This window comes from Stenotrophomonas sp. 2619 (assembly GCF_040548725.1).
GTDB classification, from domain to species: domain Bacteria; phylum Pseudomonadota; class Gammaproteobacteria; order Xanthomonadales; family Xanthomonadaceae; genus Stenotrophomonas; species Stenotrophomonas maltophilia_AP.
The window spans coordinates 1-24,180 of sequence record NZ_JBEPSF010000019.1 but is presented as its reverse complement, the minus strand read 5'-3'; the positions used below and the strand labels follow the sequence as shown (position 1 = coordinate 24,180).

Here is a 24,180-nt window from a genome sequence, read left to right as displayed (position 1 = left end):
GCAGCGCAGCCGAGCGCATGGAAAAGAAGCGCCCAATGGGCGCTTCTTTTTTTCGATCATCGGGTGGGCGACCTCAGCGGGCGGTGTCGGCCGGTGCCTTTTCCACCCATTGCTTGAACACCGCGTCGATCTGCGCGTCCTTCACTTTCTTGCCGTCCTGCAGGTCCTGGGCCTGGGTGAACAGCGGAATGATCATCGCCATGCCGTCCAGCTTCGTTTTCAGGTGCACGCCCGGGGCCTGCCCCAGGAACCCGTCCCAACGCTGGCGCACCTTGGCCCAGTAGCCGGCGGTGGCGGTCCAGTAGTCGTAGGCCGGTTTGAAATCGACCTCGGTGGTTCTGTTGTAGTCGTTGAAGCCGAACTCGCGCGCGATCTCCTGCTGGCTGCCGTCGGCGCCGCGCAGGATCTTGGTGTTGAACTGCTCGTGCGTCCACCCGTTCGGGGTCAGCGTGTGGCGGTTGACCACCGCCAGCGCGTTGTAGTCGCTGCGCCGGGTGTACTCACGGCGCGGCAGCGGGCGCCAGCTCAGGTCGCTGGTCCAGGTCGCCACCCCGTTGTCGTAGGCCCACGTTCCCGTGCCGCAGTAGCGCGGCGCGTCGCTCACTTCGTACACGCACTGGGTCCATGCACCGGCATTGACCGTGGCCGGAACAGTGCGCACCTGCCAGGTCTGGTCGGCGCTGAACTCGAACCGGTGCGGTGCTTCGTACACCCAGTCCTGCCGCCAATGCTTGGTCACGTGCCCGCTCTTGGGATCCACCAGCAGGTGCTGCAGAACCACCCGCGTCGGGCTGTCCTCCACCACGATCACCACCTCGTTGCCGCCGCTGCGCACGGCCGGTGCGCGCTCGTAACCGGGCTTGAGCAGCACGGTTTCGTCGAAGGCGAAATCCACCACGTATTCGCCCTTCATCGCCACGATGCTGTCGTGGTCGCGCTGCGGGTTCGAGGGCTGGGCGTGGAGCATACCGCTGCTGGCAAGCAGCAGACACGCACTGGCTATCTGGCGTTTCATCCAAGGAGTTCCTTCAAGGTTGGCTTGCATCGCATCGTGTTGGTTACAGCCGCACCAGCGGCGGCGCACTGCGGTCCAGGGATGCCAGCGCCTGGCGCGCCGCCGTGGCGCAGCAGCAGTCGTCGACCCACAGTTCACCGTCGGCGCCTTCCACCCGTGCAATCCGCCGCGCTGCGCCAGCACCCAGGGCCGACAGCGAGGCCAGGCTGGCCGACAGCCCCTGGCCGTCGTTGGCGTGCAGGCGCAGCGCGCACATCCGCCACGGTTCACCGCCCAGGCGCGTGGCCAGCCGGCGCCACAGGCGCTCGGCCACGCCGCCATCGTTGACCGGTTCCGGGCGCGCCGGGAATGCCGTCACCAGCCGGTCCCAGGCCAGGAAGTCGCTGTCGGGCAGCAGGTACAGGCGCCAGCAGCAGCGTCCGCGTGCGTCGGCGAAACACAGGCTTTCGCGGATGCCCTCGCTGTCCATGCCCTGGCAGGCGTGGGCCGACACCGCATGTTTCCAGCCGCCCAGCTCACTGCTGTCGGGCCGGTACAGGCACAGCACGGTGCCCAGCGCCGCCAGCTGCGCGGGCGATGGCAACGGTGCCGTACTGCGTGCACCGGCGAAGGAACGTACGGCAGACAGGGCTCGGCTCATGGCGGCTACCAGCTCACGGCTAGGCTGGCCGACACGGTGCGGCCAGGGTTGGTGAAACGATCGGCCACGCTGCTGGTGGAGACCAGCGACGAGGTGATCCCGGAATAGTCGATGTAGCGGCGGTCGCCGAGGTTGAACACCCCGACGTTGATCTTCGCGCCCGGCGCGAAATCCCAGTGCGCCATCAGGTCCAGCACGCCGTAGCCGGCCGGGGCGAAGGGCGTGGTGTTGGCCACGGTCGCCGGCGGCAGGCGGTCCTTGCGCCGCGCGAAGGTGCCCACCAGTTCCACGCCCCAGCTGTCGCGGTCGAAGGCCAGGCCGACGGTGCCGCGCAGCGGGTCGATGCTCGACAACGGCACGTCTTCGGTCTTGTTCTGCCCGTGTGCCCACGCCACCGAACCGTTCAACGACCAGCCTTCCAGCGCGCTGCTGAGCTGGCCGAACTCGACCCCGCCCTTCAGCTCGGCACCGTAGATATCGGCATCGGCCACGTTGCGCGACTGGAATACCTGCAGGCCCTGGTTGTTGAACCCGACAAAGCCCTGCGATTCGATGAAGTCCTTGTAGCGGTTGTAGTAACCGCTGACGCTGGCATACGCGGCCGCACCGATGAAGCGCACGCCCAGTTCCAGGCCATCGCTGGTTTCCGGCTTGAGGTCGGGGTTGGGAATGGCCGTGTAGCCGAACTGCACGTTGGTGAAGCCCAGGTTGACGTCATTGAACGGCGGCGAGCGGAAGCCATGCGCGTACCCGGCAAATAGCGACCATTGGTCGGCGAAGCGCCAGACCAGGCCCAGCTTCGGCGACACGCTGGTCTTGGTGAGGTCGGACACGGCCACGCCCGGGTTGTCGGTGGCGAAGATGCCATCAACTTCCGGACGCAGTTCGTAATGGTCCACGCGCACGCCGGGCACCAGCGACAGGCGGCCGTCGGCGAAGCGCATTTCGTCCTGCACGTACAGGCCCAGCTCGGTGGTCTTGCTGATCGGGAAGTCGCGCACCGGGAAGGTGTCGGGCACGATCGTGGTGTTGACCTGGCCCTTGGCGTTGACCTGGAACCCGTCGCGCTTCTGGTGGGTGTCGGTCCAGGTACCTTCCAGGCCGTAGGTGAGCGCGTGGTCGACCGACCCGGTCTGCAGGCCTTTGTGGAACACCGCCTGCAGGCCATACACACGCTGGTCGAAGTTGAACTCGCGCTCGCGGCGGCTGGCGTTGTCGCCGCTGCCGCGGTTTTCGTAGGTGCGCTGCGTGGTTTCGCTGTCCTGCCGGTACACCTGCCAGGACAGGTCATCGGCAAAGCCCTGGCCCACGTTGTCCATCTCGTGGCCGAACGACACGCGGGCGCGGGTCTGGTGGTCGCGCGCCTTCATCGCGGTGGTGGTCGTGGCGGCGACCACAGGCGCGGGCGGCGCCACCGACGACAACACGTTGGTGTCCACGCTGTCTTCGTTGCCTTCCACAGTCAGCTTGAAGCGCTGATCTTCGCTGGGCGCGAACACCAGCTTGCCCAACACGCTGCGGCCATCGCGGTCCTGCGGGTTGGCTGTGGTGCGGGTGCTGTCATTGCTGCGCCGGTCACCCATGCTTTGGGTTTCCTGGCCCTGGCGATGGTTGACGTTGACCATGCCGCTCCAGCGGTCGCCGCCGAAGGCGGTGGTGACGCTGCCCAGCAGGCCGTCCCACTGCCCGTCGTACCCGAACTTCAGGCCGACGTAGCTGTTCCTGCCATCCTTCAGATAGTCGGTCGGGTCCTTGGTGACGAAGGCGACCACGCCGCCAAGCGCGTCCGAGCCGTACAGCGCACTGGCCGGCCCGCGCACGATTTCCACGCGCTTGAGCGTTTCCAGGTCGGTGAAGTTGCGGTTGGCGTCGGAGAAGCTGCCTATCGCGAAGGCCTTGGGCATGGCGATGCCGTCGGTCTGGATCAGCACGCGGTTGCCGTCCAGGCCGCGGATGCGGATGCCGCCCAGGCCGAACCGCGCCGGGCTGCTGGTCACCGACAGGCCTGGCTCGTAGCGCACCAGGTCCTTGAGGTCACGCACCAGATGGTTGTCCAACTGCTCGCGGTCGATCACATCGACGGTGGCGGGCACGTCGCTCAGCGCGCGTGCGGTGCGCGTGGCGGTGACCTGCACGGGATCGAACTGGTGCGCATCGGGGGCGGCATCAGCAGCCGCGTGCGCGGCCATCGGCAAGGCCAGCCACAAGGCGGCGCTCAGGGCAGTCGGACGGTTCTTCATGGGAGGCTGACGATTGGCGGGACGCGGAAGGAGACCCCCGACCGACGCCAGCGACCCAAGCCGCTGACGAAGAATCGAGGGGGAGAGAGCGGTGGTGCACGACCGGCCCGCCGGGTCCGGGGGGAGGGGCGGACCCGATGGGTCGTGCGGTCAGGCAACGGTGCAGCCGGGTAGCGCCGGGCTGGACAGCCGACCAACGGTCGGCTCTACGTAGAGCCGGGCGCTGCCCGGCTCTACTTGGTCAGGATCAGCTTGTCGTTGCTGGTATGGCGCAGGCGGTAGAAGCGGTCGCCGTGTTGGATCAGGATTTCGCGGCGACCCTTGAGCAGGGCTTCGCTGTCGATCACTTCTTCGGGCGGGACCACGCGCACCGGACGGTCGCGGAGGGTCAGCGTTTCGGGGCGCAGCAGTACAGCAGCTTGAGTGTTCATTCGTCTGGACTCGTGCGAGGGGCGAGTCAAATGATAATGATTCTCAGTTGACAATCAACAACCATTCTCACTTTGATTGATGGCATTGATGATTGATTTTGATGTTTTGATAGATCGCATCAATCGTAAGGGCGGATTGGGGCGCTCCAACGCCAGGTAGAGCCGAGCGTTGCTCGGCTGGGCACCCGGCTGCGTGGATTGATCGCCGATATTCAGCCGGGCAGAGCCCGGGTTTACGGGGGAATCCAGCCGGGCAGAGCCCGGCGTGGGGACAGCCGGGCAGAGCCCGGCGCTACGGGGTGATCAGCCGGGCAGAGCCCGGCGCTACGCGAAGATCGCCTCTACCTGCTGCCAGGTGGCCTCGTCCACCTGCGTCAGCAGGTCCAGCGCGCCCAGGTTCTCTTCCAGCTGGCTGACCCGGCTGGCGCCGAGGATCACGCTGGAGACGTTCGGGTTGCGCAGGCACCAGGCGATGGCCAGCTGCGCCGGCGACAGACCGAGGCCGGCGGCCAGCGCGGTGTAGCGGCGGACCTTGTCCAGCCGGTTGCCGGCCGGGTCCAGCACCATGTCCTTGAGCCAGCCCAGTTGCTGCTGGCCCAGCCGCGACTGCGCGTCCACGCCGTCGTTGTACTTGCCGGTCAGCAGGCCCGAGGCCAGCGGCGACCAGATCGTGGTGCCCAGGCCCGGGTCGGCGTACAGCGGGGCGTACTCCTGCTCCACCCGCTCGCGGTGCAGCAGGTTGTACTGCGGCTGCTCCATCGAGGGCAGGTGCAGGTGCTGCGCGCGCGCCACGGCCACGGCCTCCTGCAGCTGGGCCGCCGACCATTCCGAGGTGCCCCAGTACAGCACCTTGCCCTGGCGGATCAGGGTATCCATGGCCAGCACGGTCTCGGCGATGGGGGTGTCCGGGTCCGGGCGGTGGCAGTAGTACAGGTCCAGGTAGTCCACCCGCAGCCGCTTGAGCGCGGCATGGCAGGCGTCGGTCACGTGCTTGCGCGACAGCCCGTGCTGGGTCGGGCGCGGGTCGTCCACGGCGCCGAAGAACACCTTGCTGGACACGCAGAAGCCATCGCGCGGCAGGCGCAGGTCGGCGATCACATCGCCCATCACCTGCTCGGCGCGCCCGCGCGCATAGCCCTCGGCATTGTCGAAGAAGGTGACCCCGTGGTCCCAGGCGCTGGCCACCAGGTTTCGGGCCTCGTCGCGGCCGATCTGGTCGCCAAAGGTGACCCAGGCCCCGAAGGACAGGGCCGACAGCTTCAGGCCGGTGGATCCAAGACGTCGGTACTGCATGGGCTTGTCCTCTGCTGCAGGCCCGCAACCGGGCCGGAACGATGCCCGCCAGTGTAGCCGCCCGCCGCCCGCACCCCCTTGCCGATGCTTGCCCGATCACGGCCGATCGACCCGCGGACGCCGCTTTTCCTTGCCCCGCCCCTGCCGCCGCTATAGGCTTCCCGTTTTTCGCGGCACCCCCAAGGGAAGTCTCATGGTCGAAGGTTTGGGCAGGATTGGCTTCGGCCTGTTCGGGTTGGCGGTGCTGATCGGCATCGCGTGGCTGTTCTCGAACAACAAGCGCGCCGTGGACTGGCGCCTGGTGGTGACCGGCATCGCGCTGCAGATCGCCTTTGCGGCGGTGGTGCTGCTGGTACCCGGTGGCCGCGATGTGTTCGATGCGCTGGGCAAGGGCTTCGTCAAGATCCTGAGCTTCGTCAACGAGGGCTCCGGCTTCATCTTCGGCAGCCTGATGAACACCGAGCAGTTCGGCTTCATCTTCGCCTTCCAGGTGCTGCCGACGATCATCTTCTTCTCGGCGCTGATGGGGGTCATGTACCACCTCAACGTGATGCAGGCGATCGTGCGCGGCATGGCCTGGGCGATCACCAAGATCATGCGCGTGTCCGGTGCCGAAACCACCAGCGTCTGCGCCAGCGTCTTCATCGGCCAGACCGAGGCGCCGCTGACGGTCCGCCCGTACATCGCCAAGATGACCCAATCCGAGCTGATCACCATGATGATCGGCGGCATGGCGCACATCGCCGGCGGCGTGCTGGCCGCCTACGTGGGCATGCTGGGCGGCAACGACCCGGTGCAGCAGGCCTTCTACGCCAAGCACCTGCTGGCGGCCAGCATCATGGCGGCCCCGGCCACGCTGGTGGTGGCCAAGCTGCTGGTGCCCGAAACCGGCACCCCGCTGACCCGCGGCACGGTCAAGATGGAAGTGGAGAAGACCTCCAGCAACATCATCGACGCGGCTGCGGCCGGCGCCGGCGACGGCCTCAAGCTGGCGTTGAACATCGGCGCGATGCTGCTGGCCTTCATCGCCCTGATCGCCCTGCTCAACGCCCCGCTGACCTGGCTGGGTGAAGTGAGCGGCCTGCAGGCGATGATCGGCCGTCCGACCGACCTGTCCACGATCTTCGGCTACGTGCTGGCCCCGATCGCCTGGGTCATCGGCACCCCCTGGGCCGATGCCACCACGGTAGGCTCGCTGATCGGCCAGAAGGTGGTCATCAACGAGTTCGTGGCGTATTCGGAGCTGTCCAAGATCGTCAACGGCCAGGTGCCGGGCATGAGCCTGTCGTCCGAAGGCCGCCTGATCGCCACCTATGCGCTGTGCGGTTTTGCCAACTTCAGCTCCATCGCCATCCAGATCGGTGGTATTGGTGGGCTGGCTCCGGAACGCCGCCACGACCTGGCCAAGTTCGGCCTGCGTGCGGTGCTGGGCGGCACCATCGCCACCTTCATGACGGCCACCATTGCCGGCGTGCTGACGCATTTCAGCTGATATCCGTTCTTTGAGAAACAGTCTTTATGAGTAGCAATGTCGTCGTCGTCGGTTCCTTCAACGTGGATCATGTCTGGCGTTGCGAGTCGCTCCCGGCCCCGGGCGCGACCATCGCCGGGCGCTACAGCACCGGCCCCGGCGGCAAGGGCTTCAACCAGGCCGTGGCTGCCTGCCGTGCCGGCGCGGACACCACCTTCCTGTGCGCGCTGGGCGACGATGCCGGCGGCGCGATGGCGCGTGGCCTGGCCGCGCAGGATGGCTTCGCGCTGACCGCCGAGGCCAGCACCGAGCCCACCGGCACCGGTGGCATCTACGTGGACGCCCGCGGCCGCAACACCATCGTGATCGGCCCGGGCGCCAATGCCGCGCTGAGCGTGGATTTCGTGCAGGCCCAGCGCGACCTGCTCGGCGGTGCCAAGGTGGTGCTGGCCCAGCTGGAATCGCCGGTGGAAACCATCGAGGCAGCGCTGGCACTGGCCCGTGAGGCCGGTGTCACGACGGTGCTCAACGCCGCCCCGGCCGACGCCCCGTCCAGCATCGGCCTGCTCAAGCTGGCCGACGTGCTCACCCCCAACGAGACCGAGTTCGCCGCCCTGCTCGGCCGCCATGTCGGTGAGCGCGTGGATGCCAACGACGTGGCCGCGCTCGACGGTGCCAGCCTGCATGCGCTGTGCCGCAAGCTGACCGGCACCGGCACCGTGGTGGTGACGCTGGGTTCGGTGGGCGTGTTCGTGTCCCACGCCGAAGACACCCCGCGCGGCGATACCCAGCCGTACTACCGGGTGGGCGCCGAGCAGGTGCAGGTACTGGACACCACCGGTGCCGGCGATGCCTTCAACGGCGCCCTGTGCGCGTCGCTGGCACAGGACCCGGACGCGGCCTTCATCCGCCACGTGCGCTTTGCCAACCAGTTCGCCGGCCGCTCCACCGAGAAGGAAGGCGCCGCCGTGGCGATGCCGCACTTCACCCCGGGTGATGCCGAAACCAAGTAAGCGTCACTGTTGCGTATCCCAAGGCCAGCCTTCGCGCTGGCCTTTTTTTTAAGCCTGCGTTGACCCTTTGCAGGCGCGGTTGTTGGCGGGTCGGTCGCTGGGCCCCCATGCCCTTTCCGGCGAATGTCCTCCGGCGTCGGCCTGCGGCCGCCCCCTCCCCCTTTACTTCGCCTCCAAGGGCATGGGGGCCCAGCGACCGACCCGCCAACGGCCACCCAAAGAGCACGGCTTCTCGCTTGCACCGCAAGCCGAGCCCCGCAGCCGCCGGTAGGCTCCTGGGCAAAATTAAGGAGGAGGCCGCCCCGCGGCCGGGGGACATTTGCACCAGGGGCCTACCGGCGGCTACGGGGCCCTCACGCTCGCGACCGGCCTGATCGGAGACGCCCGCCGAACCAAACGGCGCCTGCACACACGGCCATACGCGAGAGGCGGCAGGTACTCATCGTGGAGCGGTGAATGCACGGTGCCTACCGCAAAACCGGGGCCCGCGTGATCCACAGCGCCAGCGCCCCAAGCAACAGTCCGGCAAGCACGTCCAGCAGGTCGTGCTGCCAGGTGGTCACGGTCGAGACCAGCATCAGGCCACAGGCGCCGTGCCACAGCCAACGCACCGCCGCCGCGGCGGCCTGCAACCAGTGCCGCCACGCCTGCCACACCAGCACCCCCACCGCCGCATGCAGCGACGGTGCCATGTTGAACGGCGCCTCGAAGGCCCGCAGTTGTGCGAACAGCAGCCCGCTGGCGCCATCGGGCACCGGCAGTGCACGGACGTTGCCGGTGGGCCAGCACACGAACGCGAGCAGGCAGGCGGTCTGCACCAGGCCGATGGCCAGCGCATGGCGGCGCAGGGCCGACCGGGTCGGAAGGATGAAGAACGTCAGCGGGTACAGCAGGTTCAGCGCCAGGTAGGGCCAGATCGTCCACGCCCAGAACGGCATCGCATCGTCCCAGCGCCCGTGCAGGCTGTACGTATGCGCCTGGCTGGCGGCCCAGTGGTTGGTCCAGCTGTAGCCATGGATGAACATCGCGCCGAGCAGCAGCATCCACAGCATCGCCTCGCGCCAGGGCGGATGGGGGACCGGAGTGTTGGCAACGGGCGGTAGGGGCACGCGCGCACCGTAGCAGAACGTGGCCCGCCTGTTTGCCGCTATTCTTGCGCTTTAGCCGATACAGGGACTGTACGCAGTGGCAGCAGCAGGCAGTCAGGAACAGGCAGGCCCGCACGCGGACGAACCGCGCTGGACGCGCAATCCGGCTTGGGCCCTGTTTACGCAGACGCATGCGCAGCGCCAGCTGCTGCTGGTGTCCGGGGGCGCCGATGAGGTGTACGTGGTGGATGAGGCCGATACGCCGGCCGTCGTCGATCGGATCCTTGGCCACTGGGAGAACGACACCCTGGCGGCATTGCAGGACGATGCCGACTGCGGCGCGGCGATCCGCCAATTGATGCGCCTGGGGGTGCTGGCGCCGCTGCGGGCCGCGCGCAGGGTGCAGCGCTATGCACTCGATTGGCTGGGCGAACCGCTGCCCGGATTGGCCGACGCCTTCGACCAGCATGCCAGTGCCGATCTGCAGCGCGTCGATGCCCACGCCGAGGCCGACCTGCGGGTGCTGGTCCGCCACGGACTCGGCTGGGAACAGGCCTTGGCCCGCTACCGCGCACAGATGCCGACGCAACCGCATCTGCTGGTGGACATCAGCTATCACCACACGCTGGCGCTCGGGCCCTATGTGGTGCCCGGCCAGACCGCCTGCGTGTATTGCCTGGGCAACCGGGTGCTGCGCCGCTGGGGCGACGCCGTCGTGCCGGCGATGCCGGCGGTGGCAGTGCAGCCGGCGCGCATCGCGGCGCTGGTCGCGCCGCTGCTGGATCAGCCCGCCCTGTTGCTGGGCTATCTCGAACGCAGCGTCTGGCTCGACCTGCATCACCTGCACGGCGAGCGCGACCGGGTGCTGCGGCTGCCGTGGTGCCCCGCCTGCCAGGGCGGCGACGCGTCGATGCCGCCGCCGCTGTCCTTGCCCTGGGACCTCCGGCGCCCGTGATAATGTGGCGCACGCGCCGGGCGTTTCCGCCTCGGTCAACGGAGTGACCGTATGTATCGCCTGCCGACCCAGTTCGATGCCAGTGCTTCGCGCCAGGACCTTGCCGCGGCAGGCGGGGGTTCGACCTCGACCACCTGCAGCTCCTGCATCGTGACCCTGCTGGGCACCTCGGTGCTGTCGGCGGTGGTGCTCGGCGGGTTGGAACCGATCGCGCCCGCAACCGGCGCCGAAGCACGCGCCACGGTCGATCCCGTCACGACGGAGACCGACTTCCGCACCCCGCAGCCGCCCGCGCTGCACGAACCGGCCATCACGCCGGATCCGGACCCGACCGCGCCAGCCACATCCGCCGAGCCGGTGGTCGGGCTGAGCCGCACGGGGCGGATACTGCTGGGGCTGTTTGCCTTGCCGCTGGCAGCGGTCGGCGGCGGCATGTTCATGGGCGCCGCCAACCCGATCTTCGGCCTGTTCGTTGCCGTCGGGCTGTATGTCGGCGTGTATGCCTTCGTCTACGAGCGCTCGGGGCGTTCGCTCGGGCGCGGCATCGGCATCGGCATCGCGCTGCTGCTGGGCCTGTTCGCCGTCGGCGCGCTCGAGATGATGCTCTGGCTGGGCGTGATGAAATGAGCCGCTCCGCCGTCGATGCGGCGGAGCCGGGAACGCCCACGCTGTCTTCGCACCTGCTGCATGGCGCGGCGCGTCCGCGCTGCGGCCTGGTGCGACCGGCGCAGGCCATCGACGCCAGCGCCTGCGATTGGACCGGCCCGCTGTTCGCGGGACAACGCGTGCACAATGCCGCCACCCCGGCCGACCCGGCCAATGCCTGGCAGGGTGTGTCAGGCGCGGTCGCACTGGATGCCGATGCGGCCGCCGACGGCGCGGTCGCCGAGGCACTGGAGCGGCTGGCCGCGGCGCAGGCGGCATTCGAGGTGCGCCGCCGTGATGCGCTGGCGCCGGCGCAACGACTGGACGAATCGGTCTTCGCCTTGTTCTCGGCACGCCAACGTGCGACACCGGACTTCCCGTGGCCGATGCCTGAACACGACGACGACCTGTTTGCCGCCGTGCACGCGCTGGATGACAACCGTGTGGCCTGGGTACCGCAGGAACTGGTGGGCCTGGGACCGCGCAGTGGCCTGGCGCGCTTGCCGTCGACGTCCAGTGGGCTGGCGGCCTGGCGCGATGGTCGCGATGGCGCGTGGCTGGCGGTGCTGCGCGCGGCCCAGGAGCTGCTGGAGCGCGATGCGCTGGCAGTGACATGGCTCAATGGCGTGGCCGGCCGACGCATCGCGCTGCCGGCGCAATGGCACGCCCATGTGGACGCGCGCGGTGGTGAACTGCTGGCGTTCGATCTGACCCAGCACTGGAACCCGCACCCGGTGATCGCGGTCGCCGGTGGCATGCCGTTCGAAGGCCGTCCCCGCTACGTCCTCGGCATCGCCTGCCGCGCCGATCCGGGCGAGGCACTGCACAAGGCGCTGTTGGAATGGCAGCAGGCACTGACCTTTGCCGCGCACCTGTGTGGCCGCGAAAGCGCCCGGCTGCCGCGCGATCCCGCAGCGCTGCGCAGCTTCGATGAACATGCCGCGTTCTACACCCTGCGCCCGGAGCTGTGGTCGCAGCTGCCGCTGCTGCGCAAGGCGGACGCCAGCAGCGTGCAGCTGCCCCCGCCGGACGCGGCGCTCCGGCCCGCCGCGTCGCGCGCGATTGCCGAGCTGGACATGCTGCGGCGTCGGCTCGGCAGTGCCGGCATCGCCCTGTACTACCGCGAGTTGACCACTACCGATGTGGCGGCGGCCGGACTGCGGGTGATGCGGGTGCTGTCGCCGCAGCTCAGTGGCCTGCATGCCGACGAGCGTGCACCGTTCCTCGGCGGTCGGTGCCGGGACGTGGCATGGCGGTATCCCGGCGTGCCGCACAGCGGCGGCTTTCCCAATCCCTTCCCGCACCCATTGGGCTGATGCACGAGGACCGCATGCCGTCACCGCCCTCCCCTTGGCACGATGCCCCGCTGTTCCATCTGTTCTGGCACAACGGCGAACTCAATCCTGCGCGCGCCGAGGCAATGCGCACGCGCATCGCCGAAGATGCCGCACGCCCCTGGTCGCCGCCGCGCCCGTTGCATGCGGCCGCCGGCATCGCCCTGCCGGACCCGGTAGCTCCCGGTGATGCCCTGGCGCAGCGCCACAGTGGCCGCCGTTTCGGTGACGCACGCTGGGGCGCGCAGGAGCTGGGGCGCGTGCTCGCCCCGCTGCGGGCCCGATCCAGCGACAGTGACACCCGGCGCCTGCCGTCCGGTGGGGCGAAGTATCCGATCCAGGCCTATGCCGCGCTGTACGGCGCCGACGATGCGATCGCCGCAGGCCAGGGCATCTGCTGGTACGACCCGCTGCACCACGCGCTGGTGCCGGTGTCGCCCTGCCCACCGTGGCCGGCTCTCGCCCCACTGCTTGGCGTGGAGTGGCCGGAGCGGCCGGCCGCCGTACTGTTCCTGGTCGCCGAGCCCGCGGGTACGCTGGCCAAGTACGGCGAGCGCGGTGGTCGCTTCGTGTTGATCGAGGCCGGGGTCTGGCTGGGCGCGCTGGGGCAGCAGGTCGCGGCGATGAACGCGGTCGGCTGCGCGATCGGCGCCTTCGACGATGCCGCCGTACTGGCCCTGCTCGGGCTCGACCCACGGCGGCACCTGGCCGTGTTGGCCTATGCGTGTGGTCCGGCGCCCTGACCACCGCCAACGTCGCACCAGCCAACTCACCAGCATCCGCCGCCGTTGGGGGCGACGGAAGCAATCGTCAAGCATATGCTCATGACCGGAGCGCATCAGGCCCTTCCGGATCGGCCTGAACAGGCCGCCCCCGCGCGCGGCCGGCACGGCCGGGGCGTTCTACAATGCGCGCATGCAGATTGGCCCCTACAACATCCAGCCCAACGTGGTGCTGGCACCGATGGCCGGTGTCACCGACAAGCCTTTCCGCCTGCTGTGCAAACGGCTGGGCGCAGGTCTGGCTGCCTCGGAGATGACCATCTCCGATCCGCGCTTCTGGACCACCCGCAAGTCGCTTCACCGCATGGACCATGCCGGCGAGCCGGACCCGATCAGCGTGCAGATCGCCGGCACCGAGCCGCAGCAGCTGGCCGAGGCGGCGCGCTACAACGTGGACCACGGCGCGCAGATCATCGACATCAACATGGGCTGCCCGGCCAAGAAGGTCTGCAACGCGTGGGCCGGTTCGGCGCTGATGCGCGACGAGGATCTGGTGGCCCGCATCCTCACTGCCGTGGTGCAGGCGGTGGACGTGCCGGTGACGCTGAAGATCCGCACCGGCTGGGACTGCGACCACCGCAACGGCCCGCGCATCGCCCATATCGCCGAGGACAGCGGCATTGCCGCGCTGGCGGTGCACGGCCGCACCCGTGACCAGCACTACACCGGTCAGGCCGAATACGAGACCATCGCCGCCATCAAGGCCGCGCTGCGCATTCCGGTGCTGGCCAACGGCGATATCGATTCGCCGCAGAAGGCCGCCCACGTGCTGGCCGTGACCGGCGTGGACGCGGTGATGATCGGCCGGGCCGCGCAGGGCCGCCCCTGGATCTTCCGTGAAGTGGCGCATTACCTGGCCACCGGTGAACTGCTCGCCCCGCCCTCGCTGGATGAAGTGCGCGACATCCTGCTGGGCCACCTGCACGCGCTGCACGACTTCTACGGCGAGCCGCAGGGCGTGCGCATCGCGCGCAAGCACCTGGGCTGGTACGCCAAGGACCGGCCGGAGAATGCCGCCTTCCGCGCAGTGGTCAACCGCGCCGACGACGCCGCCAGCCAGATCGCGCTGACCACCGACTATTTCAACGCGCTCGCCGCCGGCCTGCCGCTTGCCGAGGCCGCGGCCGAGGCGCGCTGCGCCGTTGCCCCCTGATCCGCCGAGCCACGCTCGACGCTATGTGACCCTGCTCCCATGACCCCGCCGATCACCGCCCCCACCTATCTGCACGGTTTCTCCGATACCGAGCAGCACCGCCTGGTCACCCAGGCCCGTCTGTTCGAATCGAGCATCTTCAGCGGCATCGACTACAGCAACGCCCAGCGTCTGCTGGAAGTAGGCAGCGGCGTCGGCGCGCAGACCGAGATCCTGTTGCGCCGCTTCCCCGAGCTGCACGTCACCGGGGTGGACCTGAGCCAGGCGCAGCTGGACACCGCGCGCGCCAACCTGGAAAAGACGCCCTGGTGCAGCGAGCGCTACACCCTGCAGCAGGCCGATGCGGGCGACCTGCCGTTCGGTCCGCGCCAGTTCGATTCGGCCTTCCTGTGCTGGGTGCTGGAACACGTGCCGTCACCGGCGCGCGTGCTCAGCGAAGTGCGTCGCGTGCTCGCCCCGGGCTCGCCGGTGTACATCACCGAAGTGATGAACGCCTCGTTCCTGCTCGACCCGTACTCGCCGCACATCTGGCGGTACTGGATGGCCTTCAATGATTTCCAGTACGACCACGGCGGCGACCCGTTCGTAGGGGCCAAGCTGGGCAACCTGCTGCTGGCCGGCGGCTTCCGCGACGTGCACACCGAGATCAAGACCATCCACCTGGACAACCGCGAACCGGCGCGGCGCAAGACCATGATCGCGTTCTGGGAACAGCTGCTGCTGTCGGCGGCCGACCCGCTGCTGGACGCCGGATTGGTCGATCGCGACACCGTGGACGGCATGCGTCGGGAGTTCAGTCTGGTCCAGAACGACCCCAACGCCGTGTTCTTCTTCTCGTTCGTGCAGGCACGCGCCACCGTTTACTGACCCACCGCTGCGTGGTTCCCCTCTGCTATCCATTGCCGCCAACCGGGTAGAATCGGCTCCAGGTTGGCGCCCAGGAAGGCGCGCGCCAGATCCTCGCCGTGCTGCCACTGCAGTCGTGGTGCACCGCGTTCTGCGCCCGAAGGGATGCCACATGAAAGACCGCACGTTGGCCGGGGATGTCCGGCTGCCATTGCCTACATTGCCTACCCGTGACACCGGCCTGTTGAGCGGGCTCGATCCGCGCCACGCGCGTATCTGCATGGCGGTCATCGCGGTGTTGTGCGTTCTCTATGTGGTCTTCGCCCTGACCCCCTCGTCCTATGCGATGGCCAGCGAGTACCTGGGGCTGGCCCCGATCGAACCCCTGCTCGGCAGGGCGCGCGGCATCCGCATGGACGAATGGATGGTTTACACGCCCTACGTGCAGATCGCCGTGGCCAACGACTTCGGCCCGACCAACGCGTTTTCGCCGTACCACGAGACTCTGCGCTCGTTCCAGGCGCTGCCGCTGCTGGACTGGGGGCTGCCGTTCAAGCCCTACCACTGGGCGTTCTTCGTGCTGCCGCCGGCCAACGCCTATTCCTTCTTCTTCATGTTCATGTCGATGGCCTTCCTGTGCGGCTGGGCCCTGTTCCTGCGCCAGTTGCGGCTGCCGCCGCTGGCCGCGGTGCTGATCGCGCTCATGCTGTACTTCTCGCCTTATGTGCAGGTCTGGTGGACCAGCAATGCCGGCGCCTTCGCGCTGGCACCGTGGGCGGCCGTGGCATGGCTGCGCATCGACAACCGCTGGCTGCGCCTCCTGGCCAGTGCCTACGCGCTGGTGGTGTGGCTGCTGGCCATCGCCTATCCACCCTTCATCATCTCTGCCCTGCTGACCATGGCCGTACTGGTGCTGGCGTTCCGCCGCGATGCACTGACCCTGCCACGCCTGTTCGATGCCGCGCTGGCCGGTGCACTGGCCCTTGCGGTGTTCGTCGGCTACTTCCACGATGCGATCGAGGTGATACGCAACACCGTCTACCCCGGGCACCGCGAAAGTGCGGGCGGTGGCGTCAGCTGGATCACGCTGATGGCCCACTTCTTCCCCAACCTGATGACCCGCGGCTTCTATCCGCTGCCGGCCTTCAGCTACTCCAACGCGTGCGAAATCGCCGTGCTCGGCAGCCTGTTGCCGCTGTTCACCGCGGTGCTGGCCGACTGGGCCAAGGTGATGCACTGGGTCCGCGCCAACCGCCTGTCGCTGGCGGTGCTGGTCGGTGGCGCGCTGCTGATCGCCTGCTGGATCTTCCTGCCGGTGCCGCTCGTCGTGGGCAAGCTGACCGGTCTTTCCATGGTGCCGCCCAGCCGCGCCGTGCTGGCGTTCGGCCTGCTGTTGAACATCGGCTGCGCGATCGTGCTGGTGCAGGGCGGCGCGCGCGTGACCAGCGGTCGCCTGCTGGTGCTGGCCGCACTGCTGGTGGTGGGCAGCCTGGCCAAGCTCGCGTTCGGGGATGGCAGCTTCAGCCGGCTGCACGCCACCGCCGACGCGTGGCCGCTACTGTGCGTGGGCCTGCTGGCCCTGGCCGCGCGGCGGCCGCGGCTGGCCGCGCACCCGGCAACGCTGGTCCTGGCGGTTGCCGTGCTGTGCAACGTGCTGATCAACGGCCTGTTCAACCCGGTGCAGTCGGCGCAGCCGATCTTCGCCATGGACCGCGAAGCCGTGCTCGAATCCATGCGGGCCCGCGGCGGGCAGCAGGCACCGGACGGTTCGCTGGTCGTGGAAGGGCGTTACGGGGCGCTGTTCTCCGGCATCGGCATCCCGGCGGTCAACCACACGCTGTACTTCCCTCAGCTGGCCTATTTCCGCCAGCGCTTCCCGTTGATGTCCGAAGAGGCGTTCAACACCACGTTCAACCGCTACCACCATGTGATGGTCAGTGACGTGGTCGAGCCACGGTCGATGTACGCTGACCTGGTGGAAGTGCCTGCCGCGGCGATGCTGGCCGAACCCTGCACCCAAAAAGTGCCGGCCGACTGCTCGGCGGCGCCGTTGCCCGTCGGGGAGGGTCCGTGAAAATCGCCGTCGTCATCCCCTGCTACAAGGTCACTCGCCATGTCATGGACGTGCTGGCGGCAATCGACGACGCCGTGGCCGCCATCTACTGCGTGGACGACGCCTGCCCCGATGGCAGTGGCGCGTTGATCCAGGCAAGTACCACCGACCCTCGCGTCACGGTGCTGTTCCATCCGCAGAACCGCGGCGTCGGCGGGGCAATCAAGACCGGCTACCGGGCCGCCATCGCCGAGGGTATGGATATTCTGGTCAAGGTTGATGGCGACGGTCAGATGGATCCGGCATTGCTGATGGACTTCGTGGCACCCATCGCCGACGGCACCGCCGACTACACCAAGGGCAACCGTTTCTGGAACCTCAGCCATATCCGGCGCATGCCCCTGCTGCGGCGGGTGGGCAACCTGATGCTGTCGTTCATGACCAAGGCCTCGTCCGGCTACTGGCAGGTGTTCGACCCCACCAACGGCTATACCGCCATCCATGCCCGCGTCGCCAGCCATCTGCGCCTGGATGCGGTCAGCGACCGCTACTTCTTCGAAACCGACATGCTGTTCCGGCTCAACACCATCCGCGCCGTCGTCCAGGACGTCGCGATGGATGCACGCTACGCCGATGAAACCAGCAACCTGCGTGTCAGCCGCATCCTCGGGGAGTTTGCCTTCAAGCATGTGCGCAACACGCTCAAGCGCATCGGCTACAACTACTTCCTGCGCGACCTGTCCATCGCATCATTGGAGCTGATCGCCGGCCTTGGCCTGCTCGCGTTCGGCAGCATCTTCGGCCTGTACCACTGGATCGCGTCGGCATCTGCCGATGTCACCACCCCGGTAGGCACCATCATGATCGTCATGGTGGCCCTGATTTCCGGGCTGCAGTTCCTGTTGGCCTTCACCGGTTTCGACATTGCCAATGTACCGCGCCAGGTTCTGCACCGCTCCATCCAGGTCAACCGGGCAGCGCCGCCGTTGGCCCGACCGCGCTAACGCCGGGCCGCAGCCGGATCAGCGCACGGTCCTGGCCGCTGCGCTGTCTGCGGCCGCCTGGTCATGCGGCGTCTGCCAGATCCGCGCCCACATCTGCGCGAACCGTTGCTTCATCCTCGCCCTGCCCTGTTCGCCTTCGTAGGCCGGGCGCAACTGCTCGGGCGTGATGGCGCTCCACTGCCCGTCCTGGACACGTGCCACCGCGAAGGTAAAGGTGTAGTCCGGCTCCAGGCCCATGCGCAGGTCGCTGAGCAGCAGCCGGCCGTCCACTACCTGGGCGCGCATGAAGCCGCGGTTGAACCACTGCAGCCGCTGCACCGCCGGAATGCCCGCCGCCTCGGCCTCGCGCAGGGCCTGCACGTTGGAGGGATAGCCCTGGAAGTGCATCGGGCCGTTATCGGCCACCAGCGAGCGCTCGCCGATGACGTAGCCGCTGGGGGTCATCGCCACCACCTGCCAGAGCAGCGTGTTGAACGGGGTGGCCGCCGAGAACCGCGGCGCATCGCCGAGCCCCATCGCCGCCAGCGCGCGGTCGGCCTGCCGCTCGACGTTGTACTTGGCCAGCAGCGACCAGCCCAGGTAGCCGCAGCTGAGCACCAGCCCGGCCACGAGCGCCTTCTGCGCCACCGGGCGGGCGCGGGCGAACCAGGCCACCGCGCAGCCGATCAGCAGCCACACGGTGTACAGCGGGTCGATGATGAAGACGCTGGACCACATCGTCGGCGCCGGCGTGAACGGCCACCACAGCTGGGTGCCGTACACGGTGAAGGCGTCCAGCAGCGGGTGGGTCACCAGCGCCAGCAGGATCGCCCAGAACCAGCGCCCCGGTGCCTGCGCGACCCGGCCGTGGCCGAAGCGCTTGAACAGCCACCAGATCAGCGCGGCCACCCAGGGCAGCACCAGCAGCGAATGGCTGACGCTGCGGTGCTCGGTCATCAATGCCACCGGATCGGCGGTGGTGAAGGCCAGCACCAGGGCGTCCAGGTCCGGCAACGTGCCCAACGCGGCACCGGCCAACAGGGCGGCGCGGCGGTGGCCGGCGGGGGCGATGGCGGCGGCAACGGCGCCGCCCAGTACGATCTGGCTTAGGGAGTCCATCGGCCGATGGTATAGGGTGTGAAGGTCGGTGGGGCAGCCCCGTGGCTGTCACGCTGGTGGAACACTGGGCCGCGACGCTGGGGCCCAATCGCGTCCTGGCGGCCGCTTGGCCGGGCACGCGGGCTTAACCACCGGCAACTCCCCGTGGCGCACAATGCAACCGGGCGACATGCCGTGTATCATTCGCGCCCATCTTTCCATCCGAATCAAAGGATATTAAGCCTGATGTCCAGCTACCTCTTCACCTCCGAATCGGTCTCCGAAGGCCATCCGGACAAGGTTGCCGACCAGATCTCCGATGCGGTGCTGGACGCGATCCTCACCCAGGACCAGCGCGCCCGTGTCGCCTGCGAGACCATGGTCAAGACCGGCGTCGCCATCGTGGCCGGTGAAATCACCACCAGCGCCTGGATCGACCTGGAAGCGTTGACCCGCAAGGTCATCGTGGACATCGGCTACGACAGCTCCGACGTCGGCTTCGACGGCGCCACCTGCGGCGTGCTGAACCTGATCGGCAAGCAGTCCCCGCACATCGCCCAGGGCGTTGACCGCAAGAAGCCCGAAGAAATGGGCGCTGGCGACCAGGGCCTGATGTTCGGCTATGCCACCAACGAGACCGACAGCTACATGCCGGCCGCGATCCACCTGTCGCACCGTCTGGTCGAGCAGCAGGCCAAGATTCGCAAGAAGAAGAACTCGCCGCTGTCCTGGCTGCGCCCGGATGCCAAGAGCCAGGTCACCCTGCGCTATGAAAACGGCGTGGTTTCGGCCATCGACGCAGTCGTGCTGTCCACCCAGCATGCCCCGGGCGTGAAGCAGAAGGACCTCATCGAGGCCGTCCGCGAAGAGATCATCAAGCCGGTGCTGCCGGCCAAGTGGCTGCACAAGGGCACCAAGTTCCACATCAACCCGACCGGCAAGTTCGAGATCGGTGGCCCGGTGGGCGACTGCGGCCTGACCGGCCGCAAGATCATCGTCGACACCTACGGCGGCTGGGCCCGTCACGGTGGTGGTGCGTTCTCGGGCAAGGATCCGTCCAAGGTCGACCGTTCGGCCGCTTACGCTGCCCGCTACGTCGCCAAGAACGTCGTGGCTGCCGGCCTGGCCGACCGTTGCGAAGTGCAGGTCTCCTACGCCATCGGCGTGGCCGAGCCGACCTCGATCTCGGTCACCACCTTCGGCACCGGCAAGATCAGCGATGACAAGATCGAAAAGCTGATCCGCAAGCACTTCGACCTGCGCCCGTACGGCATCATCAAGATGCTGGACCTGATCCACCCGATGTACCAGCAGACCGCTGCCTACGGTCACTTCGGCCGCAAGCCGAAGGACTTCAGCTACCTCAACGGCGAGGGCGAAACCGTCAACGCCACGGCCTTCTCGTGGGAGAAGACCGACCGCGCCGCCGCCCTGCGTGCGGATGCGAAGCTGAAGTAAGACAAATGGGCCGCGAAAGCGGCCCATTTTCTTGCGGTAGAGCCGACCGTTGGTCGGCTGCTGTTGATGGAAGCAAACGACGGGCCGCGAAAGCAGCCCGTCGTCGTTTTGGCGCCTTCGCCCATCTTCGCGCTGCGCGCGACCCGCCGACCAACCGACCAACCGACAAGCCGACCAACGGTCGGCGCTACCGATTGGCCAACCGGCGCTACACTGCCGCCATGCCCGAATTCAAATCCAACCAGCTGTCCATGACGGTGTTGATGTCGCCGGAGATGGCCAATTTCTCCGGCAAGGTCCACGGCGGCGCGATCCTGCGGCTGCTGGACCAGGTCGCCTACGCCTGCGCCAGCCGCTATGCCGGTCGTTACGTGGTCACCCTGTCGGTGGACCAGGTGATGTTCCGCCAGCCGATCGCGGTCGGCGAGCTGGTCACCTTCCTGGCCTCGGTCAACTACACCGGCACCTCGTCGATGGAGATCGGGGTCAAGGTGGTGGCCGAGGACATCCTCAAGCGCAGCGTGCGCCACGCCAACAGCTGCTTCTTCACCATGGTCGCGGTGGACGAGGATGGCAAACCCACCGCGGTGCCGCCGCTGCAGCTGGAGACCAGCGACGAACGCCGCCGCCATGCCGCCGCGCTGATCCGCCGGCAGCTGCGCGAAGAGATGGAACAGCGCCATCTGGAGTTGTTGGCGTCCAACCCGCCGTCGCCGGAATAACCTACGGCGGGTACCGACCGTTGGTCGGTACGTAGTGCCCGTCCTCACCCGGTGTTCTGCACGCCCTGCGATACCCCGTTCACGCAGGCCACCAGCGCGCGCAGCACATCGTCGTCCTCGCCGCCGCTGGCACGCCAGCGGCGCAGCAGGTCCACCTGCAGCACGCTGATCGGGTCGATGTAGGGGTTGCGCAGGCGGATCGACAACGCCAGGCGCTGGTCGTGCTGCAGCAGTTCGTCCTGCCCGGTCAGCGCCAGGATCTGCTGGGCGGTGAGCTCCAGTTCGCGCTGGATCTGCGGGAAGAACGTGGCGTGCAACGGCCCGGACAACCGCGAGAACTGCTCGGCAATGGTGATGTCGCCCTTGCTCAGCACCATCGCGATGTCGTCCAGGAAGGTGCTGAAGAACGGCCAGTCGCGCGCCATCTCCTTCAACGTGTCCTCGTGGCCGGCCTCGATCGCCGCCTGCAGGCCGCTGCCCACGCCGTACCAGCCGGGAATCACCGCGCGCGCCTGGCTCCAGGCGAACACCCAGGGAATGGCGCGCAGGTTGGACAACGCGGCATCCTCGCCCAGCCGCCGCGACGGGCGCGAGCCCAGTGTCATCCGCTCGATCACGTCGATCGGGGTGGCCTGGCGGAAGTACTGCATGAACGCTTTCTGGCCCACGAAGGCGCGGTACGCCTCCGCGCTTTTCTGCGCCACCAGATCCATCACCGGGCGCCACTGCACCTCGCGCGGTTCGGCGGCGCGCGGGCGCAGGCTGGACCGCAGCACCGCCCCGGTGGATTGTTCCAGCGAGCGCAGCGCCAGTGCGCGGATGCCGTACTTGCGGTGGATCACTTCGCCCTGCTCGGTCACGCGCAGGCGGCCGTCGATGCTGCCCCGTGGCGAGGCATCCACTGCATGGGTGGTCTTGCCGCCACCGCGGCTGATCGACCCGCCGCGGCCGTGGAAGAAGGTCAGGCGGATGGCGTTCTCGGCGGCCACCTCCAGCAGCTCCACCTGTGCGCGTTGCAGGCCCCAGCGCGAGGCGGCGATGCCGCCGTCCTTGCCACTGTCCGAATAGCCCAGCATCACCATCTGCACATCACCGCGCGCGGCCAGGTGGGTGCGGTACACCGGGTCGGCCAGCAGATCACGCAGGGTGTCGGTGCCGCGCTTGAGGTCGTCCACCGTTTCGAACAGCGGGGCGATGTCCAGCGGCACCGCGCCGGCGTCGTCCACCAGCCCACCCCGGCGGGCCAGGGCCAACACGGCGAGCACGTCACTGCGGTCGTGCGCCATCGAAATGATGTAGCTGCCCAGTGCGTCGGCCCCGTGGCGGCGGCGTGCATCGGCCAGCGCGGCAAACACCGCGTCCAGGCGTTGGCCGCCCTCCTCGGTGCTCGGCGGCAACGCCTGCTCGCCACTGGCGAACGGCGCCAGCCGGGCCGCGCGGGTGACCGCATCGGCTGCGTCCCAGGCCTCCTGGCCATCGAGCACGCTGGCCAGCGCGCGGCCATGCACGCTCGACTCCTGCCGTACGTCCAGCCGCGCCAGGTGGAAGCCGAAGGTACGCACGCGCCACAACAGGCGGCGCACCGCGAAGCCGCCGGCATGGTCGCCCTTGTTGGCGTGCAGGCTGTCCAGGATCAACTGGATGTCGTGCTCGAGTTCGTCCGGCGACGCATAGGCGCCGTCGGCATCGTCCAGGGTGGCCTGCACGCGTGCGCGCATGCGGTCGTTGAGCAGGCGGTACGGCATGTCGGCATGGCGTGGCCGTGACTTCACTTGGGGCAGCAACTGCGCGTAGTGCGCCACGCGCGCCTGCAGCGCGTCACTCACCGCGATCCGCTCGGTGGACTGGCTGAGCAGGCTGGCCAGCTGGAGCAGGTCTTTCTGGTAACGGCCCAGGACCGCCTGGCGCTGCGCATCCAGGGTGTGCCGGATGGTGCCGGCATCGACGTTGGGGTTCCCATCCATGTCCCCGCCCACCCACGTGCCGAAGCGCAGCAGGCGCGGCAGCGGCAGGTCTTCGCCATAGGTATCCAGCAGCGCCTGCTGCAGCGATACGTACAGCACCGGGATCACCCGGTACAGCACCTGCACCAGGTAGAAGCCGACGTGCTCGCGCTCGTCGTCCACGGTGGGCCGCACCGGCGAGGAATCGGTGGTCTGCCAGGAGGCGGTGAGTGCCATGCGGAAACGCGCGGCGTCGGCGGCGGCTTCACCGGGGGTGCGTTGGCCGTCGAGGTTGTCGACCAGGCTGGCGACCATCAGCTGCTCTTTTTCCAGCAGCGCGCGGCGTACCGCTTCGGTCGGGTGCGCGGTGAACACCGGCTCGATGTCGATGCGTGGCAGCCACTCGGCCAGCTCGGCCAGGGTCACGCCCTGCGCCTTGAGGTTGAGCAGCGCATCCTGCAGGCCATCGGGCTGCGGCGCGGCAGTGCCGGCGCGCTGGTAGTCGCGGCGACGGCGGATGCGATGCACGCGCTCGGCGATGTTGACCACCTGGAAGTAGGTGCTGAACGCTCGCACCATCGCTTCGGCGCGCTCGGGCGGCAGGCCGGTCAGCGCGTCGTTGAGGTCGGACAGCGGGGCGTCGCTTTCGCGGCGGGCGATGGCGCGCGTGCGCACCTGTTCCACGTCATCGAAGAACTGCGTGGACACCTGCTCGGCAAGCAGGTCGCCGACCAGTGCGCCAAGTCGGCGTACGTCGTCGCGCAGGGGAATATCGGGAGTGGCAAAGACGATGCTGCTGCGGTACTCGTTCATCTGCGACGCACTGGCCTCGGGAACGGAATCCACCCAAGCCTAACCCACAACGAGGTCAATGCTGCGTCGCGCAAATAGTTACATCTGGTAGTGGCGGGGGGGGGGGGGGGGGGGGGGGCGGCCCCCCGCGCGGGGGGGGGGGGGCCCCCCCCCCCCCCCCCGCGGGGGGGGGGGCCCGGGGGCCCCCCCCCACCCCCCCCCCCC

The 24,180-nt window shown here is 68.3% G+C and carries 20 protein-coding genes; 12 read left to right on the top strand and 8 right to left on the bottom strand.

The genetic code is table 11. From position 1 onward, the window contains the following. Positions 1 to 73: 73 nt before the first annotated feature. The 5 genes from ABIA71_RS17365 to ABIA71_RS17345 all read right to left on the bottom strand — a co-directional run bounded on the left by ABIA71_RS17365 (position 74) and on the right by ABIA71_RS17345 (position 5,619). Positions 74 to 1,015 carry a DUF6607 family protein gene (locus ABIA71_RS17365; RefSeq protein ID WP_354286840.1) on the bottom strand — a complete coding sequence of 314 codons (942 nt, stop codon included), beginning with the start codon at positions 1,013 to 1,015 and terminating at the stop codon, positions 74 to 76. A 43-nt stretch (positions 1,016 to 1,058) separates the two neighbouring features. Continuing rightward, the gene (locus ABIA71_RS17360) at positions 1,059 to 1,655 is read right to left on the bottom strand and encodes a Hemin transport protein (RefSeq protein WP_354286838.1); all 597 of its coding nucleotides are present in this window, start codon (positions 1,653 to 1,655) and stop codon (positions 1,059 to 1,061) included. Between the two features lie 5 nt (positions 1,656 to 1,660). Continuing rightward, on the bottom strand, positions 1,661 to 3,895 hold the full coding sequence (locus ABIA71_RS17355) for a TonB-dependent hemoglobin/transferrin/lactoferrin family receptor (protein ID WP_502961275.1): 2,235 nt from the start codon (positions 3,893 to 3,895) through the stop codon (positions 1,661 to 1,663). Between the two features lie 233 nt (positions 3,896 to 4,128). Continuing rightward, positions 4,129 to 4,326, bottom strand: a complete 198-nt coding sequence (gene hemP / locus ABIA71_RS17350) for a hemin uptake protein HemP (protein ID WP_019182448.1) — start codon at positions 4,324 to 4,326, stop codon at positions 4,129 to 4,131. A gap of 324 nt (positions 4,327 to 4,650) precedes the next feature. Next, the gene (locus ABIA71_RS17345) at positions 4,651 to 5,619 is read right to left on the bottom strand and encodes a potassium channel beta subunit family protein (RefSeq protein WP_354286837.1); all 969 of its coding nucleotides are present in this window, start codon (positions 5,617 to 5,619) and stop codon (positions 4,651 to 4,653) included. Between the two features lie 193 nt (positions 5,620 to 5,812). Here ABIA71_RS17345 and ABIA71_RS17340 point away from each other — a divergent pair, with 193 nt between their 5' ends. Further along, positions 5,813 to 7,111, top strand: coding sequence for a NupC/NupG family nucleoside CNT transporter (locus ABIA71_RS17340; RefSeq protein WP_354286836.1), 1,299 nt, complete (start codon positions 5,813 to 5,815; stop codon positions 7,109 to 7,111). A 26-nt stretch (positions 7,112 to 7,137) separates the two neighbouring features. Beyond that, positions 7,138 to 8,103 carry a ribokinase gene (locus ABIA71_RS17335; RefSeq protein ID WP_354286834.1) on the top strand — a complete coding sequence of 322 codons (966 nt, stop codon included), beginning with the start codon at positions 7,138 to 7,140 and terminating at the stop codon, positions 8,101 to 8,103. Positions 8,104 to 8,570: 467 nt separating this feature from the next. Here the strand turns inward: ABIA71_RS17335 and ABIA71_RS17330 are convergent, their stop codons facing one another. Then, complete coding sequence (locus tag ABIA71_RS17330; protein WP_354286833.1) at positions 8,571 to 9,155, bottom strand: phosphatase PAP2 family protein; 585 nt, start codon at positions 9,153 to 9,155, stop codon at positions 8,571 to 8,573. Positions 9,156 to 9,288: 133 nt separating this feature from the next. Here ABIA71_RS17330 and ABIA71_RS17325 point away from each other — a divergent pair, with 133 nt between their 5' ends. The 8 genes from ABIA71_RS17325 (at position 9,289) to ABIA71_RS17290 (ending at position 17,963) form a co-directional block, all read left to right on the top strand. Next, positions 9,289 to 10,146: a hypothetical protein gene (locus ABIA71_RS17325; RefSeq protein ID WP_354286831.1), complete on the top strand. Its 858-nt coding sequence runs from the start codon at positions 9,289 to 9,291 to the stop codon at positions 10,144 to 10,146. 51 nt (positions 10,147 to 10,197) lie between these two features. Further along, positions 10,198 to 10,773: a hypothetical protein gene (locus tag ABIA71_RS17320; protein ID WP_354286829.1), complete on the top strand. Its 576-nt coding sequence runs from the start codon at positions 10,198 to 10,200 to the stop codon at positions 10,771 to 10,773. Next, a complete protein-coding gene (locus tag ABIA71_RS17315) occupies positions 10,770 to 12,107 on the top strand; it encodes a YcaO-like family protein (protein WP_354286827.1) in 1,338 nt (445 codons plus the stop codon). The genes ABIA71_RS17320 and ABIA71_RS17315 overlap by 4 nt, the downstream gene beginning before the upstream one ends. 14 nt (positions 12,108 to 12,121) lie before the next feature. Beyond that, a complete protein-coding gene (locus ABIA71_RS17310) occupies positions 12,122 to 12,868 on the top strand; it encodes a SagB/ThcOx family dehydrogenase (protein WP_354286825.1) in 747 nt (248 codons plus the stop codon). 172 nt (positions 12,869 to 13,040) lie between these two features. Continuing rightward, complete coding sequence (gene dusB / locus ABIA71_RS17305; RefSeq protein WP_354286823.1) at positions 13,041 to 14,060, top strand: tRNA dihydrouridine synthase DusB; 1,020 nt, start codon at positions 13,041 to 13,043, stop codon at positions 14,058 to 14,060. 39 nt (positions 14,061 to 14,099) lie between these two features. Continuing rightward, positions 14,100 to 14,927, top strand: a complete 828-nt coding sequence (locus ABIA71_RS17300) for a methyltransferase domain-containing protein (RefSeq protein WP_354286821.1) — start codon at positions 14,100 to 14,102, stop codon at positions 14,925 to 14,927. A 151-nt stretch (positions 14,928 to 15,078) separates the two neighbouring features. Next, positions 15,079 to 16,980 carry a DUF7657 domain-containing protein gene (locus tag ABIA71_RS17295; protein WP_354286819.1) on the top strand — a complete coding sequence of 634 codons (1,902 nt, stop codon included), beginning with the start codon at positions 15,079 to 15,081 and terminating at the stop codon, positions 16,978 to 16,980. Beyond that, positions 16,977 to 17,963: a glycosyltransferase gene (locus ABIA71_RS17290; protein WP_354286818.1), complete on the top strand. Its 987-nt coding sequence runs from the start codon at positions 16,977 to 16,979 to the stop codon at positions 17,961 to 17,963. The genes ABIA71_RS17295 and ABIA71_RS17290 overlap by 4 nt, the downstream gene beginning before the upstream one ends. Before the next feature lie 18 nt (positions 17,964 to 17,981). Here the strand turns inward: ABIA71_RS17290 and ABIA71_RS17285 are convergent, their stop codons facing one another. Further along, positions 17,982 to 19,061 carry a metal-dependent hydrolase gene (locus ABIA71_RS17285; RefSeq protein ID WP_354286816.1) on the bottom strand — a complete coding sequence of 360 codons (1,080 nt, stop codon included), beginning with the start codon at positions 19,059 to 19,061 and terminating at the stop codon, positions 17,982 to 17,984. A gap of 225 nt (positions 19,062 to 19,286) precedes the next feature. Between ABIA71_RS17285 and metK the strand changes: the two genes are divergently transcribed. Further along, complete coding sequence (gene metK, locus ABIA71_RS17280; protein WP_128097791.1) at positions 19,287 to 20,498, top strand: methionine adenosyltransferase; 1,212 nt, start codon at positions 19,287 to 19,289, stop codon at positions 20,496 to 20,498. A 221-nt stretch (positions 20,499 to 20,719) separates the two neighbouring features. After that, positions 20,720 to 21,220, top strand: coding sequence for an acyl-CoA thioesterase (locus ABIA71_RS17275; RefSeq protein ID WP_128097792.1), 501 nt, complete (start codon positions 20,720 to 20,722; stop codon positions 21,218 to 21,220). A gap of 44 nt (positions 21,221 to 21,264) precedes the next feature. Here ABIA71_RS17275 and ppc read toward each other — a convergent pair whose 3' ends face one another. Continuing rightward, positions 21,265 to 23,976 (bottom strand): phosphoenolpyruvate carboxylase, encoded by a 2,712-nt coding sequence (ppc, locus tag ABIA71_RS17270; RefSeq protein ID WP_354286949.1) that lies wholly within the window; start codon positions 23,974 to 23,976, stop codon positions 21,265 to 21,267. Between the last annotated feature and the right edge of the window lie 204 nt (positions 23,977 to 24,180).

Excerpts from the sequence above, each read along its gene's own strand:
- ABIA71_RS17285 (WP_354286816.1), bottom strand. The coding sequence starts at position 19,061 with ATGGACTCCCTAAGCCAGATCGTACTGGGCGGCGCCGTTGCCGCCGCC.
- ABIA71_RS17345 (WP_354286837.1), bottom strand. The coding sequence starts at position 5,619 with ATGCAGTACCGACGTCTTGGATCCACCGGCCTGAAGCTGTCGGCCCTG.
- ABIA71_RS17360 (WP_354286838.1), bottom strand. The coding sequence starts at position 1,655 with ATGAGCCGAGCCCTGTCTGCCGTACGTTCCTTCGCCGGTGCACGCAGT.
- ABIA71_RS17300 (WP_354286821.1), top strand. The coding sequence starts at position 14,100 with ATGACCCCGCCGATCACCGCCCCCACCTATCTGCACGGTTTCTCCGAT.
- ABIA71_RS17320 (WP_354286829.1), top strand. The coding sequence starts at position 10,198 with ATGTATCGCCTGCCGACCCAGTTCGATGCCAGTGCTTCGCGCCAGGAC.
- ABIA71_RS17365 (WP_354286840.1), bottom strand. The coding sequence starts at position 1,015 with ATGAAACGCCAGATAGCCAGTGCGTGTCTGCTGCTTGCCAGCAGCGGT.
- metK (WP_128097791.1), top strand. The coding sequence starts at position 19,287 with ATGTCCAGCTACCTCTTCACCTCCGAATCGGTCTCCGAAGGCCATCCG.
- dusB (WP_354286823.1), top strand. The coding sequence starts at position 13,041 with ATGCAGATTGGCCCCTACAACATCCAGCCCAACGTGGTGCTGGCACCG.
- hemP (WP_019182448.1), bottom strand. The coding sequence starts at position 4,326 with ATGAACACTCAAGCTGCTGTACTGCTGCGCCCCGAAACGCTGACCCTC.
- ppc (WP_354286949.1), bottom strand. The coding sequence starts at position 23,976 with ATGAACGAGTACCGCAGCAGCATCGTCTTTGCCACTCCCGATATTCCC.
- ABIA71_RS17355 (WP_502961275.1), bottom strand. The coding sequence starts at position 3,895 with ATGAAGAACCGTCCGACTGCCCTGAGCGCCGCCTTGTGGCTGGCCTTG.
- ABIA71_RS17310 (WP_354286825.1), top strand. The coding sequence starts at position 12,122 with ATGCCGTCACCGCCCTCCCCTTGGCACGATGCCCCGCTGTTCCATCTG.
- ABIA71_RS17335 (WP_354286834.1), top strand. The coding sequence starts at position 7,138 with ATGAGTAGCAATGTCGTCGTCGTCGGTTCCTTCAACGTGGATCATGTC.
- ABIA71_RS17330 (WP_354286833.1), bottom strand. The coding sequence starts at position 9,155 with ATGCTGTGGATGCTGCTGCTCGGCGCGATGTTCATCCATGGCTACAGC.
- ABIA71_RS17340 (WP_354286836.1), top strand. The coding sequence starts at position 5,813 with ATGGTCGAAGGTTTGGGCAGGATTGGCTTCGGCCTGTTCGGGTTGGCG.
- ABIA71_RS17295 (WP_354286819.1), top strand. The coding sequence starts at position 15,079 with ATGAAAGACCGCACGTTGGCCGGGGATGTCCGGCTGCCATTGCCTACA.
- ABIA71_RS17315 (WP_354286827.1), top strand. The coding sequence starts at position 10,770 with ATGAGCCGCTCCGCCGTCGATGCGGCGGAGCCGGGAACGCCCACGCTG.
- ABIA71_RS17275 (WP_128097792.1), top strand. The coding sequence starts at position 20,720 with ATGCCCGAATTCAAATCCAACCAGCTGTCCATGACGGTGTTGATGTCG.